Genomic DNA, 15,098 nt, shown 5'->3' on the forward strand with positions numbered 1-15,098 from the left:
CGCCCCCCCCCCCCCCCGCCCCCCCCCCCCCCCCCCCCCCCCCCCCCCCCCCCCCCCCGGGGGGGCCCCCCGGGCGGGCGGGCGGGGGGGGGGGGGGGGGGCGCCCGTCCGTGGTCGGGGCGGGGCCGGGGTCAGCTGTCGAAGCCGAGGCCGAGTCTGTCCATGGTCTTGAGCCAGAGGTTGCGGCGCCCGGCGTTGCGGTCGGCGCGGTCCAGGGACCACTTGGTGAGGCCGATGCCGGCCCAGCGGACCGGCTCGGGCGGGAAGGGCAGCGGCTTGCGCCGGACCATCTCCAGCGCGGTGCGCTCGGTGCGCTCGCCGGCCAGCAGGTCGAGCATCACCTCGGCGCCGAACCGGGTCGCGCCGACGCCGAGGCCGGTGTAGCCGGCGGCGAGGGCGACCTTGCCGTGGTGGGCGGTGTCGAAGAAGGCGGAGAACCGGGTGCAGGTGTCGATCGCGCCGCCCCAGGCGTGGGTGAACCGCAGGCCCTCCAGCTGCGGGAAGGTCTGGAAGAAGTGCCGGGCGAGGGTCCGGTAGGTCTGCGGCCGCTGGTCGTACTCGCTGCGGACCTTGGCCCCGTAGTGGTAGATCGCGTCGTAGCCGCCCCACAGGATCCGGTTGTCGGCGGACAGCCGGTAGTAGTGGAACTGGTTGGCGCTGTCGCCGATGCCCTGCCGGTTGCCCCAGCCGATCGCGGCGAGCTGTTCGGCGCCGAGCGGCTCGGTCATCAGCGCGTAGTCGTAGACCGGCACGGTGTACGGGCGGATCCGCTTGACCAGCGACGGGAACACGTTGGTGCCGAGGGCGACCTGACGGGCGAACACCCGGCCGTAGGGCGTGCGCACGGCCATGCCGGAGCCGGACTCGGCGATGTCGAGGGCCTTGGTGTGCTCGAAGACCCGGACGCCGAGCCGTTCACAGGCCTGCTTGAGGCCCCAGGCGAGCTTGGCGGGGTGGAGCATCGCCACGCCGTCCTTGTCCCAGAGCGCGCCGAGGTAGGTCGGCGAGTCGACCTGGGCCCGGACCGCGTCGGCGTCCAGCAGTTCGTAGTCGCCGTACTGCTTGGCGGTCTCGTGGAACTCGGCGAGCTCCTCGACCTGGTGCGGCTCGGTGGCGACGTCGAGTTCGCCGGTGCGCTCCCAGTCGCAGTCGATCCCGTACGTCGTCACCGCGTCCTCGATGGCCCGCAGGTTGCGGGCGCCGAGCTGTTCGAGCGCGGCCAGCTCGTCGGGCCAGCGCTCCAGGCCGTTGCCGAGGCCGTGGGTGAGGCTGGCGGCGCAGAAGCCGCCGTTGCGGCCGGAGGCGGCCCAGCCGGTCTGCTCGGCCTCGATCAGGACCACGTCGCGCCCGGGGTCCCGCTCCTTGGCGATCAGGGCCGTCCACAGGCCGCTGTAGCCGCCGCCGACGACCAGCAGGTCGCAGCGGACGTCGCCGGTGAGGGCGGAGTTCGCGTCCGGGCGGCCCGGGTCCTCCAGCCAGAACGGGGTGGGTTTGGCGTCCCGCAGTGCGTGTACGGGGTCCATGCTCTCGGTTCCTTGCCTAGAGAGGGTGCGGCCCGGCCTCCCCGGGGCGGGGCGGCCGGGCCGGTGGGTGCTTCGGTGGGGGGTGCTACCGGTCCTCGTCCCCGGCCGCGTCCGGGCCGAGGTTGACGGTGTAGACCTTGCGGAGCGTCTCGTGGACGGTCCAGGTGGTGCGGTCGCCCTCGCGCAGGACGGCGAGGTCGCCGGGGCCGAGCTCCAGGACCGGCCCGTCCTCGAAGGCGACGGTGGCCCGGCCGCTGAGCACGACGAACATCTCGTCGGCCTCGGTGTCGGTGACCGTGCCGGGGGTGATCTGCCAGATCCCGCGGATCTGGCGGCCGTCGGCGGACTCCCAGACCACCTTGCCGGTGACCTCGGGCGTGCCGGAGACGACCTGCCCGGGGTCGAGCGGCTCGGGCTCCAGTTCGGCGTCCGGGACGTGCAGGGCGAAGCTGTCGATCATGCTTCGACGCTATCCGGTCCGGTGCCGCTGACGGCCTTGTCACTGTGTGCCGAGTCCGGCCGCCACCCTGACAGCCCGTACGCCGACGTCTCCCCGGCCTCGGCGTCCCGGCCGTCGGCAGCGGCCCGGCCGTCGGCGGCGGTCCGGTCGGCGGCCGCGGCCCGGTCGGCGGCGGCGGAGGCCCGGGCGGCCTTGCGGGCGGCCAGCAGCGGGTAGAGCAGCAGCGAGGCGCCGACCACGACCAGGCAGTAGACGACGGCCTTGGTGCCCTCCTCGCTGTACTGCTGGAGGGCGGCCCAGACGCTGACGCCGGTCAGGCTGACGGTGATCAGGCCGATGCTCCACCAGCCGCCGGGGATCCGGTACGGCCGCTCCAGCTCGGGTTCGCGGATCCGCAGCGCGATCAGCGCGGCGACCTCCAGCAGGATGCCGATGTTGGTGAGGAAGACGTCGTAGATCACCAGGCTCTGGAAGCTGGAGAAGCAGAACAGCGCGTAGACGACCGAGGAGCCGACGATCGAGGCGACCGGCATCTTGTAGCGCTTGCTCTCCCTGGAGACCCACTTGGGCAGGTAGCCGTCGTGCGAGAGCGAGGAGGGCAGCCGGGAGTAGGAGGCGAGCAGCGCGGAGAACATCGCGACCGAGGCGAACAGGCCGCCGATGGTGACGACGTACTGCAGCCAGGGTCCGGCCAGTTCGCCCGCGATGTCGGGGAGCGCGCCGTCCTCCCACTTCTTCCAGCCGTTCTCGCCGTCGGGGCCGACCGCGAGCGAGGCGAGCGAGGGCAGCAGGTAGCCGGCGATGATCAGCAGGACGGACCAGAGCAGCGCCTTGGGCAGGTGCTTGCGCGGGTTCTCCATCTCGCCGGCCACGGTGGAGACCGAGTCCCAGCCGGAGTAGTTCCACATCACGATGAACAGGCCGGAGCCGAAGGCGTTCCAGGTGGACTGGCCCTGTTCGGCGGTCATCGAGGAGATCGGGTTGGTGCCCTCGGTGACCAGCTGGTAGCAGCCGATGGCGGTGAGGATCAGCATCGGGGTCAGGCAGATGACCGCGAACGCCACCGAGGAGTCGCCGACCCAGCCCGCGCCCATCAGGTTCAGCAGCGTGAAGACCACGATGACGCCGACGCAGATCACCCAGTTCAGGTCGACCTGGACGCCGGCGAGTTCGAACAGCACGTGCTTGCCGGGGGCCACCGCGCTGATCAGGCTGGACAGGTACGAGGTGAACATCACCGGGTACAGCGCCATGTCGACGAAGCTGCACACCCACTGCAGCAGGCCCTGCTGGAAGGCCCAGAACCGGCCGAGGCCGCGCTTGACCCAGTGGTAGTAACCGCCCTCGACGGGGATGGCGGTGCCGAGTTCGGCGCAGACCAGGGCGTGCGGCACGCTGTAGATCAGCGGCGCGACCAGGATCAGCAGGATGCCCATGCCGGGGCCGGAGGTCGAGAACAGCGGCTCGATCCCGTAGGCGCCGCCGGAGACGCTGAAGAAGATCAGGGCCACCAGGGGGACCAGGCTCACGCGCTTGGGCGTCGCCCACCGGGTTTCGGGCGGGGCCGCGGGGATGGCGGTCATTTTCACCTAGGCAATCGGGTCTCGGCTCGGATCTGAAGGCACGAGTCTCGCCGCCCCGTTGACCTAGGACAATCATTCAATCTGTCAGATCTCTTGTTGCACCTCTGACAGAGTGGCTGCCCTCCCCCGGGTTCCGGGCACCCGGCATCGCGCCAGGTCAGCTGCCGTGCGAACGCCCGCGCCTCCCACACGCGGGCGGGCGGCCCCGGTAGCCTTCACCGGGTCATGCCCACCATCACCGACACCTCCGACTCCCCCCGGCGCCTGCTCAACCGGGTCGTCCGGCTGTCGCCCTTCCTGCTGATCGCCCTGTCCGCGGCGGCGGACGCCGAGACCCCGGCCGGGCAGCGCTACGACCGCTTCGTGGCCGCCGCGCCCGCCCTCGCGGCGGCGACCTGGGGCTCGTTCGGGACCCTGGTGATCGGCGCGCTCGCGGTGGTCACCGAAGTGGTGCTCGCGGTGGTCCGGGACGGCGCGGTCGGCGCGTCGGGCGCCTCGGTGATCGCCGCCACCGTGACCGTCACGCTGGCCGCCTCGTACACCTCCGGCATGCGGGTGCGCCGCGAGCGCGACCTGGCGCTGGTCCGCTCGGTGGCCCGCACCGCGCAGCAGGTGGTGCTGCGCCCGCTGCCGGACCGGATCGGCGACGTCGGCCTGGCGCTGTACTACAACGCGGCCGCCGAACAGGCCCAGATCGGCGGCGACCTGTACGAGGCGGTGCGCACCCCGTTCGGGGTGCGGATCATCCTGGGCGACGTGCAGGGCAAGGGCCTGCCCGCCGTCGAGCTGGCGGCCGCGCTGCTCGGCTCGTTCCGGGAGGCCGCGTACGACGCCCCGGACCTGGCCGCGCTGGCCGCCCGGCTGGAGGTCGGCCTCCAGCGGTACGCCGAGCGGGCATCCTCGCCGGACGCCGCCGAGCGCTTCGCCACCGCCGTCCTGCTGGAGGTCCCCGACGGCGGCACGCAGGCGCGTCTGCTGAACTGCGGCCACCCGCCGCCGGTGCTGCTCGGGGCGGACGGCTCGGTCCGGCCGGTCGAGCCGGAGGTGCCGCTGCCGCCGCTGAACCTGTCGGCCCTGGTGGCCAGCGACTACCGTCCGCAGACCGTCCCGTTCGGGCCCGGCGACCGGGTGCTGCTGTACACCGACGGCGTCAGCGAGACCAGGGACCGGCGCGGCGAGTTCTACCCCCTGACCGAACGGCTCGCCCGCTGGTCCGCCGAACCGGACCTCCGGCTGCTGGAGGGCCTCCGCCGCGACCTGCGCCGCTACGCGGGCGGCCCCGCCGACGACGACGTGGCCGCCCTGCTCGCCGCCCGGCTGCCGGCCCCCGAACGGGCCTGACCCCTGCCCGCCGTCCGGCCGGCGGCGGATCCACCGGTGGGCGGTACCCTCGGGGCCGTGTCGTTGACGCCGTTGTCGAAGGAGCCGCCGGTGTCCGGGAACCCTGCGCAGCTGCCGCTGCGGATCGCCGTGTTCGGGGCGGGCAGCGTCGGCTGCCGGCTGGGCGGGGCGCTGGCCGCCGGCGCCGACGTGACGCTGATCGGGCGGGCCGCCCCGATGGCCGAGCTCGACCGGGCGGGCCTGACCCTGACCGGGCCGGGCGACCGCCGTCTGCACGCCCGGCCGCGCACCGCCGTCGACGCCTCCGCCGCGGCGGGCGCCGACTACGTCCTGGTCACCGTGAAGTCCGCGGACACCGCCGGGGCCGCCCGGCTGCTCGCCCCGCACCTGGACGGGCGCAGCACCGTGGTCAGCTTCCAGAACGGCCTGCACAACGCGCGGACGCTGCGCGAGGCGCTGCCCGGGCGGACGGTGCTGGCCGGGATGGTGCCGTACAACGTGGTGCGCACCGGCCCGGCCTCCTTCCACCAGGGCACCTCGGGCGAACTGCTGCTCGAACGGGCCCCCGCCGCGGTGCGGTTGGCGCGGGCGGCGGCCGCGGCCGGGCTGCCGGTCGGACTGCGGACGGACATGCCGCGGGTGCAGGCCGCGAAGCTGCTGATGAACCTCAACAACGCCGTCAACGCGCTCTCCGGCCTGCCGCTGCGCGAACAGCTCGGCAGCCGCCCGTACCGGCTGGTGCTGGCCCGCTGCCAGCGCGAGGCGCTGGCGGTGTTCGCGGCGGCGGGCCTGGCCCCGGCCCGGCTGACGCCGGTGCCGCCCGCCTGGATGCCGTCCGTCCTGGGCCTGCCCGACCCGGTGTTCCGCCGGGTCGCGGCGGCGAGCCTGCGGGTCGACGCCCGGGCCCGCTCCTCGATGTGGGAGGACCTGCAGCGCTCCCGCCCCACCGAGGTCGACGAGCTGCAGGGCGAGGTGGTCGCCCTCGCCGACCGCCACCAGCTGCCCGCCCCCGCCAACCGCCGCCTGTGCGAGCTCGTCCACCAGGCCGAGCGGGCGGCCGCCCCGCCCGCCTGGTCCGGCCCCGACCTGCTGGCGGCCCTCCCCTGAACCGCCGCACCGCGCGGAGGGGTCGGACCGGGCGGACGGGGCAGGCGGGGCGGTCGCCCGCTCACTGCGGCAGGGTCTTCTCCAGGACGACGGAGGCGTAGCGGACCGTCATGCCGACCTTCAGGTAGAGGTCGAGCGCGCCGGTGCCGGAGTGCGTCCACAGCGTGCAGTGGCTCAGCCCGGCGTCCCGGCAGGACCGGAAGGTGTGCTGGAGCAGGAGGCGGGCGATGCCGCGGTTGCGGTGCCCGCGGTCGACGGCGAGGCTCTCGACGTAGCCGTCGGTGCTGCCGGGCTGGTCGAGCGCGAGGGCGACGCCGACCACCCGGCCGTCGGTGTCCGCGACGGCGAGCGGGGAGCGCTCGGGGGCGAAGGTCTCGCGGTGGACGGCGTGTTCGGCCCACTCCTCGAAGGACAGCCGGCGCGCCTTCCAGTCCGCGAACGCGTCCTCGACCACCCGGTGCGCCTGCCGCTCGTCGTGCGGGTCGCCGCCCCGGAACGGGCGGATGGTGATCCCGCCGGGCGGGGGCGGCGGTTCGGGCAGGTCGTCGAGCGGGATCCCGAGCAGCCAGCTGGCGCCCTTCGGCCGGTAGCCGTACGTGCGCAGCATGGCGACTCCGGCGGCGTCCAGGTCGGCGACGACCTGGACCACGGTGGCGACGCCCTGTTCGACGGCCCGGTCCTCGATCCAGCCCAGCAGACCGGTGCCGAGCCGGCGGCCCCGGTGCGCGGGGTGGACCCGGCACTCGCAGCGCCGCTCGCTCCACGCCCAGGCGGCGAGCCGCCCGTCCGGGCCGTGCACCAGGACCGTGTCGAGGGCCGGGTCGAAGCCGGGCCGGGCCAGGACGGCGGCGAGTTCGCCCGGGTCCGTCTCCGGCGCCGCCGGGCCGTGCAGGTGGCGCTCGCAGGCGGTCAGCAGGTCGAGCAGGTCGGGCAGGTCGGCGGCCGGGTCGAGCGGCCGGGCGGTGTAGCCGGCGGGCAGCCGGATCCGGGCCATGGGCGGTTCCTTCCTGACGGGGTGGCGCCGTGGTCAGCCCAGCAGCGCGGGGAGCTGCCGCATGTCCGCGAACAGCACGGTGTCGGGCTGGGCCGCGAACTCCCCGGCGGCGAGGGCGGCTCCGGTCGGTCCGGCGGTGTAGCCGAGGCGGCGCATGCCGGCGGCGCGGGCGGCCCGGAGCCCGGCGGGGCTGTCCTCGACGACGGCGCACGCCCCTGGGCGGTGTCCCGTCCGGGCGGCGGCGTGCAGGAAGACGTCCGGGAAGGGCTTGCCGCGGGCGACCTCGGTGGCGCTGAAGATCCGTCCGGCGAAGCGCTCGTACAGCCCGGTGCGGCCGAGGGTGTGCCGCATCTTGTCGTGGCTGCCGCTGGAGGCCACGCAGTACGGCAGCCCGCGCGCGTCCAGCCCGTCGAGCGCCTCCACGATGCCGTCCACGGCGGTGAGTTCGGCGTCCACCAGCTCGCGGTGCCGGCGCTCGAAGCGGCGCTCCCACTCGGCGGCGGCCGCCGCTCCCAGCCGGTCGTCGACCTGCTGCCGGATCGCGGCGTGGGTGCGGCCGATGAACCGGTCCACCACCTCGGCGGCGTCGAGCGGCCAGCCGAGCTCCGCCCCGGTCTCGACCTGCACGCGCACGGCGATCCGCTCGCTGTCGACCAGGACGCCGTCGCAGTCGAATATCACCAGGGCGACGGGGTCCGGCGCGCTGCTCACAGGGGTCATCCCGGCAGCCTAGCCGCCACCGCCCGCCGCTCCCACCGGGTTTGCGGCGTCGGCCCCGCACCGGAAAAGCCGGTGCCCCGGGCGGTGCGCCGGGGGCAGGATCGGGGCATGGCGGACATGCGGGCGTTCCGGGACGCGGTGGTCGGGCGGGTGGCGGGCGGTTCGGCGGTGCTCGCGGCGGCGGAGCTCACGGCGGCGGGCGTGGAAGCGGCGGGGGTGCGGACGGCGGTGCTGGTGGAGGGGCCGAGTGACCTGGCGGCCGTCGAGGCGCTGGCGGCCCGGCTGGGGCGGGACCTGGCGGCGGAGGGGGTGTGCGTGCTGCCGATGGGCGGGGCGATGAGCGTCGGCCGGTTCGCCGCGCTGCTCGGGCCGGCCGGACTGGGGGTGCGGCTGACCGGGCTGTGCGACGAGCACGAGCAGGGGTTCTACCGGCGCGGGTTCGACCGGGCCGGGGCGGGCGGGGAGGCGTTCTTCGTCTGCGCGGCGGACCTGGAGGACGAGCTGGTCCGGGCCCTGGGCCTGCCCCGGGTCGAGGAGGTGCTCGCCGCCGGGGGCGACCTCCCGGCCTGGCGCACCTTCGTCCGCCAGCCCGCCCAGCGGGACCGCCCGCCGGAGCGGCGGCTGCGCCGCTTCCTCGGCACCCGGGCGGGCCGCAAGATCCGCTACGGGCGGCTGCTCGCCGAGGCCCTCGAACCGGACCGCCTCCCGGCGCCGCTCGACGCGTTCTTCCGGCACCTGTAGGAGCCGGGGCCTCCCGGTCGCCGGTCACCCGGGCACGACCGCCGCTACCGCGCGGCTGCGGAACCTGCCGGTGCTCGCACTCACAAGCGGGCCCGCGCCGAGCGGTGTCGGTGGCGGGCGGCATGATGACCCGTCATGGACACCGACGCGTTCTGGGCGCTGATCGAGGAGGCCCGCCGTCCGGGCCCGGGTTCCGGCACGCCCGCCGACGACGCTCCCGCCGACGAGGCCGAGGCGGTCGCCGCCCGGGCGGTCGCGCTGCTGGCGGCCCGGCCGCCGGCCGAGATCGTCGCGATGGACGAGGCCCTGTCCCGGCTGGTGCGGGACTCGTACCGGGCCCCGCTGTGGGCGGCCGCGTACCTGGTCAACGACGGGTGTTCGGACGACGGGTTCGACTACTTCCGGGGCTGGCTGATCGCCCAGGGCCGGGAGGTGTTCGAGCGGGTGGTCGCCGATCCGGACCTGCTGGCCGAGCTGCCCGCCGTCCGGGCGGCCGTCGCGGACGGCGGGTTCCTCGAGTGCGAGGACGTCCTCGGCATCGCCTGGTACGCCCACCTGGCGGCGACCGGCGCCGAGCTGTCGGCCGAGTTCGGCTCCTGCCGGCTGCCGGAGTCGGACCCGGCCTGGAACGTCGACTTCGACGATCACGACGAGCTGTCCCGGCGCCTGCCCCGGCTGGCCCGGCTCCGCGTCCTGGAGGAGAGCCCGTGAACGCGTACGAGGCGGACGCCGTGCCCGCGCCCGAGGAGCTGGCGGCGCTGGTGGACGTGCTGCTGGCCGGGGCCGGTCCCGGCGCCGACCGGGCGGAGCTGACGGCGGCGGCCCGGGCCGCGTTCGCGGCGGAGCGGCCGCGTCCGCTGGCGGCCGCCTGGTGGCTGGCGGTGCCCGGGGAGACCTACCTGGCGGCGTTCGACGCGCTGGGGCTGCACGACCGGATCCCGGTGACGGTGCGCGGCGGCGAGGCCGCCCAGGTCGACGACACCCGGTACGAGGACGGCGCGGCGGTGCACCGGGTCTTCGTGACGCCGGAGTACGCGGGCTGGCGGCTGGTCTACGCGGAGTCGCCGATCGGCCGCTGCACCTGGTGGCCGTCGACGGTGGCGGAGACGCTGAGCGCGGCCTGCGGCCGGGCGCAGCTGTTCTACGAGGACCCGTTCGCCGACTCGGTGATCTGGCTGGCCGCCGAGCGGGGCGCGGTGGTGCGCTCGTACTGGCGCAACGGCGAGCGGGAGTGGGAGGGCGAGCCGATGCCGTGGGAGGCGGTCCTGACGGTGGCCGACTTCGAGGACGAGGAGGACTACGAGGACGCCTACCCGGAGCCGAACGCCTCCGAGGAGCGCGACGTCTCGGCGGCCGCGCGCGGCCTGTCCGTCGACCCGTCCCTGCTCGGGCCGGACACGCCGGTGCGCGGCCACGGCTGGCTGGCGGTGACCCGGGCGGGCGCCGGCCACCTGGGCTTCGCCTCACCCGTCGTGCTCTGACGCCCCCGGGGCCCCTCCCGGGCGTAGTGCCACACCTCGCGCGGCCGCCCGTCCACCGGCCGGTGGACGGGCCGCGGGCCGGTGCGCCGGAAGCCGGCCCGTTCGGCGGTGCGGATCGATCCGGTGTTGCCCGGTTCGACGTACAGCTCCAGCCGGGGCAGCGCGAGCGGGCCGAACGCCCAGTCGGCCGCGGCGGTCAGCGCCGCTCCGGCCGCGCCGCGCCGGCGGTGGGCGGGGGCCACCCAGTAGCCGACAGTCGCCCAGCCGCGCAGCGGCACCTCGCCCGTCCAGAGGCCGAGGCCGCCGACCGCCCGTCCGGCCGGGTCGACGATCACGAACGGGTAGCCCGCCCCGATCGCGGTCCGGCGCCACTGGCGGGCCAGGTAGTCGGCGGCGGCGGCGTCGCTGTACGGCGACGGGACGGTGCTGGTCAGCGGGATGTACGGGTCGGTGGCGGCCTCCCGGAGCAGGCCGGTGTCCCGCGCGGTCCAGCCGCGCAGCCGGTAGCCGCGCGCGGCGGCGAGTTCGGGCACCGTCCGGGGCGTCGGCACCGGCACCTCAGCCGGCCGCGGCCGGGAGCGCGCGCAGCGACCGGTCGAAGGTGGTGAGCAGCAGGAACAGGACGGCTGCGGCGAGCATCGTCCAGGCCAGTCGGTGCATGCCGGCGGTGCCCGCGTGCGGGCCGTACGCGGCGGCGGTCGCGGCGGCGGCGACCATCGAGCCGAGGTAGGCGGAGGTGCGCAGCAGCCCGGCGGAGGAGCCGGTGCGGGCCGGGTCGGACTGCCGGAAGACGGAGTTCTGCAGGGCCAGCCCGTTGGCGCCCTGCGGGATCCCGAACACCAGGGCCAGCGCCACCAGGGCCCACAGCGGGCTGTGCGCGCCGAGCGCGAGCATCAGCAGGCAGGCGGCGATCTGGCCGGCCGCGCCGACCAGCAGGGTGGTCCGGACGCCGCCGCGCCGCCCGGCCAGCACCGAGACGCCGATGCCGACCAGGAAGGTCGGCGCCTGCACGAGCCCGGCCTGCAGCGGGGTCAGGCCGAAGCCCTCCTCGGTCCACTGGGCGAAGCCGTACAGGAAGGCGTAGGCGACGACGTACGCGGCGAGCGCGCGGGCGTAGGTCAGCAGCAGCGGGGTGTTGCCGCCGAGCACCCGGACGTCGATGAAGGGCTGCGCGGTGCGGCGTTCGCGGCGGGTGAAGGCGACGGCGGCGGCCAGGGTGAGCAGCGGCAGGTACCAGCGGTCGGCGTGCGGGTGCATCAGGAACAGCAGCAGCGAGAGCAGCAGGGCGGCGAACAGCGCCATCCCGGGCAGGTCGATCCGGCGCAGCGGCCCGGGGCCGCCGTCCTCGCCGGGCCCCGCTTCCCGCTTCGGTTCCGGCCGGGGCAGGCGCCGCGCGCCGAGGGTGACGGCGAGCAGCGACAGCGGGACGTTCAGCGCGAAGGTGCTGCGCCAGCCGCCGAGGCCGGTGAGCAGCCCGCCGAGCAGCGGGCCGACCACGGCGACGGTCTGGTTGGCGACGGCGAGCAGGGTGAGCACCCCGGCGGGGCTCTCCTGCCCGGTGCGCCGGGCTTCGGCGCGCAGCAGGGCCATCGCGGCGGGGTAGCCGGCGCAGGTGCCGAGGCCGAGGACGACCCGGGCGGCGATCAGCGTCCCGAGGTTCGGCGCGAGGGTGCCGACCACGCCGGCCACGCCGACCAGCGAGGTGCTCGCCAGGAACAGCCGGCGCGGCCCGTACAGGTCGATCAGCCGGCCGACCACGGGCTGTCCGAGCGCGGTGGCCAGGTAGAGCGCGGAGACCAGCCAGGCGGTCTGCGCGGGCGAGGCGCCGAGGGCGGTGCCGATCGGGACGAGCGCGACGGCGATGATCGTCGAGTTGATCGGGTTCAGGACGGAGCCGAGCACCATCGGGGGCACCAACCGGCGGTCCAGCGAGGGCCGTTCGGCCCGCCGGGCGCCGGTCGGGGCGGTGGTCGTGCGGTCGGTCATGGCGCTTCCGTCGCTCGGTGGGGGGTCGGTGGTCGGGCTCTCAGTCCTGGACGAGCCGTTCGAGGACGGCCATCGCCGCGATCACGGTCTGCCGCTCCTCCTCGGTGCACTTGCGCTGCAGTTCGGCGGCCAGCCACTCGCCCCGGGCCCGGCGGCCCTCCTCGCCGCGCCGCCGTCCCTCCTCGGTGAGGCCGATCAGCACCCGGCGCCCGTCCTCGGGGTCCCGGCTGCGCTCGACCAGGCCCTGGGCGGCCAGGGCGGCGATGGTGGTGGCCATCGACTGGTGGCGCATCCCCTCGGCGACGGCGAGGTCGCTGGTGGTCAGGCCCTGCCCGCCGTTGTCGAGCAGCCGCCCGACGGTGGACGCCTGGGTGAGGGTGAAGTCCCCTGTCCCGGCCGCGGCCCGGAGCCGGCGGCGCAGCTTGCCGATCACCGACCGGACCTGCTGCGAGGCCCGCAGGGCGGACGGCGCGGGCTCGGAGTCGTCGCTCATGCGGTCCAGCCTAGGTTTCCGCCCGCCGGATGTACAGTTTCCCTGTAGGTTTTGGCGGGCCGCGCCCCGCCCTGCTACGTTCTGCGTGGCCGTGCGAGAGAACGAGGAGGTGGTACCCGTGGACGCAGTATCGACGTGGGTGCTCCCCTCCGAGGCCACGGTCGGACGGTAGGCGCGTCCGGGAGCGCCGTTCAGCAGCACTCCCGAAAGGCACCACCGTGCACTTCACCTCCGACACTTCCGACGCCTCCGCCGGCACCGCCGTCCGCGAGCGCGAGTTCAGCCTCGACGGCGTCCCCGGCGTCCTGTGGACGCCCGCGACCGCGAGCGCCGACCGGCCGGCCCCGCTGATCCTGCTCGGCCACCCCCCGCTCGGGCTGCGCCGGATGCACCCCCGGCTGCTCGACCGGGCCCGGCACGCCGCCGCGGACGGCTTCGCCTCGGCCGCCCTCGAACTCCCCGGCAGCGGCGACCGGCCCGGCCTCCCCGAGCTCGACCGGGCCCGCGCCGAACTGCGCCGCGCCATGGCGGCCGGCGAGGAGGTCGGCCCGGAGACCGTCGACGCCCTCGTCCTCCCGCTCGTCGACCGGGCCGTCCCGGAGCTGCGCGCCGCGCTCGACGCGCTGCTCGCCCTGCCCGAACTCACCGGTCCGGTCGGCTACTCGGGCGGCGTGATCGCCGTCGGCGTCCGCCTCGCCGCCGTCGAGCCCCGCCTCGCGGCCGCCGTCCTCTTCGCGGGCAGCCTGATCCCGCGCAGCACCTTCGAGGAGGCCCGCCGGGTCACCGTCCCGCTGCACGTCCTGCTCCAGTGGGACGACGAGGGCAACGACCGGCAGGCCTCGCTCGACCTGTTCGACGCCTTCGCCTCTCCGGAGAAGTCCCTGCACGCCAACACGGGCGGCCACACCGGCGTCCCGGCCCACGCGGGCGAGGCGGCGGCCGGCTTCTTCCGGCGGCACCTGAAGTAGCGCGGTCCGCAGGCGCTGCCCGCCCTCAGGGCAGCGCCACCCCGTACCCCGCCAGGTCGTCGCGGAGCGCCTCGCGCGCCGTGCGCACCAGGTGTCCGCCGGTGAAGTGCCGGTCGTCGGTGAGCTCCGCGACGTAGCCGGGCGGCGGAACGAACGTTTCTGCGTCCTCCGCGGTCTCGAACTCGGCTTCGGCCAGCACCAGTCCGTGCAGCGGGCCCTCGAAGACGTCCACCCCGAGCGGGGGGACGCTGAGGCGGGTCTTGGTGAGTTCGGGGCCGGGCAGGGCGGCGAGCAGGCGGGTGTACTCCTGCTCGGAGAGGTAGAGGTTGGTGACCAGGCCCTGGGTCGCGGCGGGGGTGCCCGGCGGGGCGGGCACCTTCTGGGTGAGCTTGTACGTGCACTCGCCGGTGTCGAGCCGTTCGACCCGGCGCAGCCGCAGCCGGGTGCCCTCCACGTAGCGGTCGGTGATCCGGCGGGCGACGGTGACGGCGCCGGGTGCGGGCACCCGGGCGAGCAGGAAGCGACGCTCCCGTTCGACCCGCGCGTACCGCCCCTCCGTCAGGTCGGTCGCGGCCCCCCGGCGGGCGTCCTTCCTGGTGTGCTCCCCCATGCCGTGCTGCATGCCGTGCTTCCCCTCCGTGCCGTTCTTCCCCCGTCGTGCCCGCGGCGCCGCCCGGGGTGGCGGCTCGCGGGCTCCCCGTCGGCCGCCCGCACCGGAACCCCCGTCGGTGCCGCGGACGGCTGCTCCCAGCGTAGTGCGCGAACCGCTTCCGCACGGGGCGTGCCGCCGAATGTTCCGTCCGGTCGGTTCCGTCCGGTCGGTTCCGTCCGGTCGGTTCCGTCCGCGGGACGGGGGGTCGACGCTCCGCCGGTTCCTCCGGTCAGTCGCCGAGGAAGGGGAACAGGTTGAGGAACGGTTCGGTGGTGACCGACATGCCGCGCCCGAACGGGTCGTCGAAGTCCCAGATCAGGAAGAGCAGGAACCCGATCAGCGCACTGAACGTGCCGGCCAGGACCAGTTCGCGCCGGGTGCGGCGGATCTGGAGGGCGAACATCATGCCGATGGTGACCACCGCGCCGATGCCGAGACCGAACCAGACCACTCCGGGCATGGTCGGACCGACGTTGCCGCCACGGGAGTTGCGGGCCTCGTCGGCGGCCGCGATCTTGTCCATCATCGCCTGGTAGGCCTGGGCCTCGATGTCGTTCTGCGGGGCCCGCGAGGCGACGTCGGTGCGCAGCCTGCCGAGCAGCTCGGTGCCCTCGGGGCTGATCCCGCCGTCGGTGCGCATGTAGTGCCACTCGGTGTTCACCACGAACGAGACGTACGCGTCGATGTCCTTCTCGACCACGGCGCGGTAGTCGGCGGGGAACACCTCGGCACGCGAGCCGACCTCGTACAGCGCCTGGGCCTCGGCCTGCACGTCGTCCTGCGCGGCGGAACGGGACTCCCAGACACCGGCGATCGCCAGGCCCAGCACGATCGCGTAGACCACACCGATCATCATGGTGATGTACTCGATGACGTCGGGCGTCTCCGAGGTGTCCTCGTCCTCGTCTGCCTTGCGGTGCCTCACCAGCACGACCGCGACGACGACCAGGCACGCCCCGACCATCGCGAGGGCTAGTGCCAGCCATTCGGACATGGCGGATCCTCTCTTGAACCGTCCAGCGTGGGACGGGAACGGGAACGGGAACGGG

At 75.2% G+C, this 15,098-nt stretch carries 15 protein-coding genes; 5 read left to right on the top strand and 10 right to left on the bottom strand.

From position 1 onward, the window contains the following. Positions 1 to 131: 131 nt before the first annotated feature. The 3 genes from ACZ3J7_RS21315 to ACZ3J7_RS21325 form a co-directional block, all read right to left on the bottom strand. On the bottom strand, positions 132 to 1,523 hold the full coding sequence (locus tag ACZ3J7_RS21315) for an NAD(P)/FAD-dependent oxidoreductase (protein ID WP_465623315.1): 1,392 nt from the start codon (positions 1,521 to 1,523) through the stop codon (positions 132 to 134). An 85-nt stretch (positions 1,524 to 1,608) separates the two neighbouring features. Beyond that, positions 1,609 to 1,983, bottom strand: coding sequence for a cupin domain-containing protein (locus ACZ3J7_RS21320; RefSeq protein ID WP_465623317.1), 375 nt, complete (start codon positions 1,981 to 1,983; stop codon positions 1,609 to 1,611). Then, the gene (locus ACZ3J7_RS21325; protein WP_465623320.1) at positions 1,980 to 3,512 is read right to left on the bottom strand and encodes an APC family permease; all 1,533 of its coding nucleotides are present in this window, start codon (positions 3,510 to 3,512) and stop codon (positions 1,980 to 1,982) included. The genes ACZ3J7_RS21320 and ACZ3J7_RS21325 overlap by 4 nt, the downstream gene beginning before the upstream one ends. A 279-nt stretch (positions 3,513 to 3,791) precedes the next feature. On the opposite strand from ACZ3J7_RS21325, the gene ACZ3J7_RS21330 reads away from it, so the two are divergent. Together ACZ3J7_RS21330 and ACZ3J7_RS21335 are read left to right on the top strand one after the other, a co-directional pair. Beyond that, positions 3,792 to 4,907 carry a PP2C family protein-serine/threonine phosphatase gene (locus ACZ3J7_RS21330; RefSeq protein WP_465623322.1) on the top strand — a complete coding sequence of 372 codons (1,116 nt, stop codon included), beginning with the start codon at positions 3,792 to 3,794 and terminating at the stop codon, positions 4,905 to 4,907. A gap of 90 nt (positions 4,908 to 4,997) precedes the next feature. Continuing rightward, on the top strand, positions 4,998 to 6,014 hold the full coding sequence (locus ACZ3J7_RS21335) for a 2-dehydropantoate 2-reductase (RefSeq protein WP_465623324.1): 1,017 nt from the start codon (positions 4,998 to 5,000) through the stop codon (positions 6,012 to 6,014). Positions 6,015 to 6,075: 61 nt separating this feature from the next. Here ACZ3J7_RS21335 and ACZ3J7_RS21340 read toward each other — a convergent pair whose 3' ends face one another. After that, positions 6,076 to 7,008, bottom strand: coding sequence for a GNAT family N-acetyltransferase (locus ACZ3J7_RS21340; RefSeq protein ID WP_465623326.1), 933 nt, complete (start codon positions 7,006 to 7,008; stop codon positions 6,076 to 6,078). A gap of 33 nt (positions 7,009 to 7,041) precedes the next feature. Beyond that, entirely contained in the window at positions 7,042 to 7,728 is a 687-nt protein-coding gene (locus ACZ3J7_RS21345; RefSeq protein ID WP_465623329.1) for an HAD family hydrolase, read from the bottom strand. Positions 7,729 to 7,836: 108 nt separating this feature from the next. Here ACZ3J7_RS21345 and ACZ3J7_RS21350 point away from each other — a divergent pair, with 108 nt between their 5' ends. Both ACZ3J7_RS21350 and ACZ3J7_RS21355 read left to right on the top strand, forming a co-directional pair. Then, complete coding sequence (locus tag ACZ3J7_RS21350) at positions 7,837 to 8,469, top strand: TOPRIM nucleotidyl transferase/hydrolase domain-containing protein (protein WP_465623332.1); 633 nt, start codon at positions 7,837 to 7,839, stop codon at positions 8,467 to 8,469. A 135-nt stretch (positions 8,470 to 8,604) separates the two neighbouring features. After that, positions 8,605 to 9,180, top strand: a complete 576-nt coding sequence (locus ACZ3J7_RS21355) for a DUF4240 domain-containing protein (RefSeq protein WP_465623335.1) — start codon at positions 8,605 to 8,607, stop codon at positions 9,178 to 9,180. A gap of 598 nt (positions 9,181 to 9,778) precedes the next feature. On the opposite strand, the gene ACZ3J7_RS21360 is transcribed toward ACZ3J7_RS21355, so the two are convergent. The 3 genes from ACZ3J7_RS21360 to ACZ3J7_RS21370 are packed head-to-tail and all read right to left on the bottom strand — an operon-like array spanning position 9,779 to position 12,429. After that, positions 9,779 to 10,501: a GNAT family N-acetyltransferase gene (locus tag ACZ3J7_RS21360; protein WP_465623338.1), complete on the bottom strand. Its 723-nt coding sequence runs from the start codon at positions 10,499 to 10,501 to the stop codon at positions 9,779 to 9,781. A gap of 7 nt (positions 10,502 to 10,508) precedes the next feature. Beyond that, the gene (locus tag ACZ3J7_RS21365) at positions 10,509 to 11,936 is read right to left on the bottom strand and encodes an MFS transporter (RefSeq protein ID WP_465623341.1); all 1,428 of its coding nucleotides are present in this window, start codon (positions 11,934 to 11,936) and stop codon (positions 10,509 to 10,511) included. Positions 11,937 to 11,976: 40 nt separating this feature from the next. Then, positions 11,977 to 12,429, bottom strand: a complete 453-nt coding sequence (locus ACZ3J7_RS21370) for a MarR family winged helix-turn-helix transcriptional regulator (protein WP_465623343.1) — start codon at positions 12,427 to 12,429, stop codon at positions 11,977 to 11,979. Positions 12,430 to 12,647: 218 nt separating this feature from the next. On the opposite strand from ACZ3J7_RS21370, the gene ACZ3J7_RS21375 reads away from it, so the two are divergent. Continuing rightward, complete coding sequence (locus ACZ3J7_RS21375; protein ID WP_465623347.1) at positions 12,648 to 13,397, top strand: alpha/beta hydrolase; 750 nt, start codon at positions 12,648 to 12,650, stop codon at positions 13,395 to 13,397. A gap of 25 nt (positions 13,398 to 13,422) precedes the next feature. Here ACZ3J7_RS21375 and ACZ3J7_RS21380 read toward each other — a convergent pair whose 3' ends face one another. Together ACZ3J7_RS21380 and ACZ3J7_RS21385 are read right to left on the bottom strand one after the other, a co-directional pair. Next, complete coding sequence (locus tag ACZ3J7_RS21380) at positions 13,423 to 14,019, bottom strand: CYTH domain-containing protein (RefSeq protein WP_465623350.1); 597 nt, start codon at positions 14,017 to 14,019, stop codon at positions 13,423 to 13,425. A 259-nt stretch (positions 14,020 to 14,278) separates the two neighbouring features. Beyond that, the gene (locus ACZ3J7_RS21385) at positions 14,279 to 15,043 is read right to left on the bottom strand and encodes a bestrophin-like domain (protein ID WP_465623353.1); all 765 of its coding nucleotides are present in this window, start codon (positions 15,041 to 15,043) and stop codon (positions 14,279 to 14,281) included. Positions 15,044 to 15,098: the final 55 nt, after the last annotated feature.

The organism is Kitasatospora sp. NPDC015121 (assembly GCF_055562955.1).

Excerpts from the sequence above, each read along its gene's own strand:
- ACZ3J7_RS21315 (WP_465623315.1), bottom strand. The coding sequence starts at position 1,523 with ATGGACCCCGTACACGCACTGCGGGACGCCAAACCCACCCCGTTCTGG.
- ACZ3J7_RS21320 (WP_465623317.1), bottom strand. The coding sequence starts at position 1,983 with ATGATCGACAGCTTCGCCCTGCACGTCCCGGACGCCGAACTGGAGCCC.
- ACZ3J7_RS21330 (WP_465623322.1), top strand. The coding sequence starts at position 3,792 with ATGCCCACCATCACCGACACCTCCGACTCCCCCCGGCGCCTGCTCAAC.
- ACZ3J7_RS21340 (WP_465623326.1), bottom strand. The coding sequence starts at position 7,008 with ATGGCCCGGATCCGGCTGCCCGCCGGCTACACCGCCCGGCCGCTCGAC.
- ACZ3J7_RS21345 (WP_465623329.1), bottom strand. The coding sequence starts at position 7,728 with ATGACCCCTGTGAGCAGCGCGCCGGACCCCGTCGCCCTGGTGATATTC.
- ACZ3J7_RS21350 (WP_465623332.1), top strand. The coding sequence starts at position 7,837 with ATGGCGGACATGCGGGCGTTCCGGGACGCGGTGGTCGGGCGGGTGGCG.
- ACZ3J7_RS21355 (WP_465623335.1), top strand. The coding sequence starts at position 8,605 with ATGGACACCGACGCGTTCTGGGCGCTGATCGAGGAGGCCCGCCGTCCG.
- ACZ3J7_RS21365 (WP_465623341.1), bottom strand. The coding sequence starts at position 11,936 with ATGACCGACCGCACGACCACCGCCCCGACCGGCGCCCGGCGGGCCGAA.
- ACZ3J7_RS21370 (WP_465623343.1), bottom strand. The coding sequence starts at position 12,429 with ATGAGCGACGACTCCGAGCCCGCGCCGTCCGCCCTGCGGGCCTCGCAG.
- ACZ3J7_RS21380 (WP_465623350.1), bottom strand. The coding sequence starts at position 14,019 with ATGCAGCACGGCATGGGGGAGCACACCAGGAAGGACGCCCGCCGGGGG.
- ACZ3J7_RS21385 (WP_465623353.1), bottom strand. The coding sequence starts at position 15,043 with ATGTCCGAATGGCTGGCACTAGCCCTCGCGATGGTCGGGGCGTGCCTG.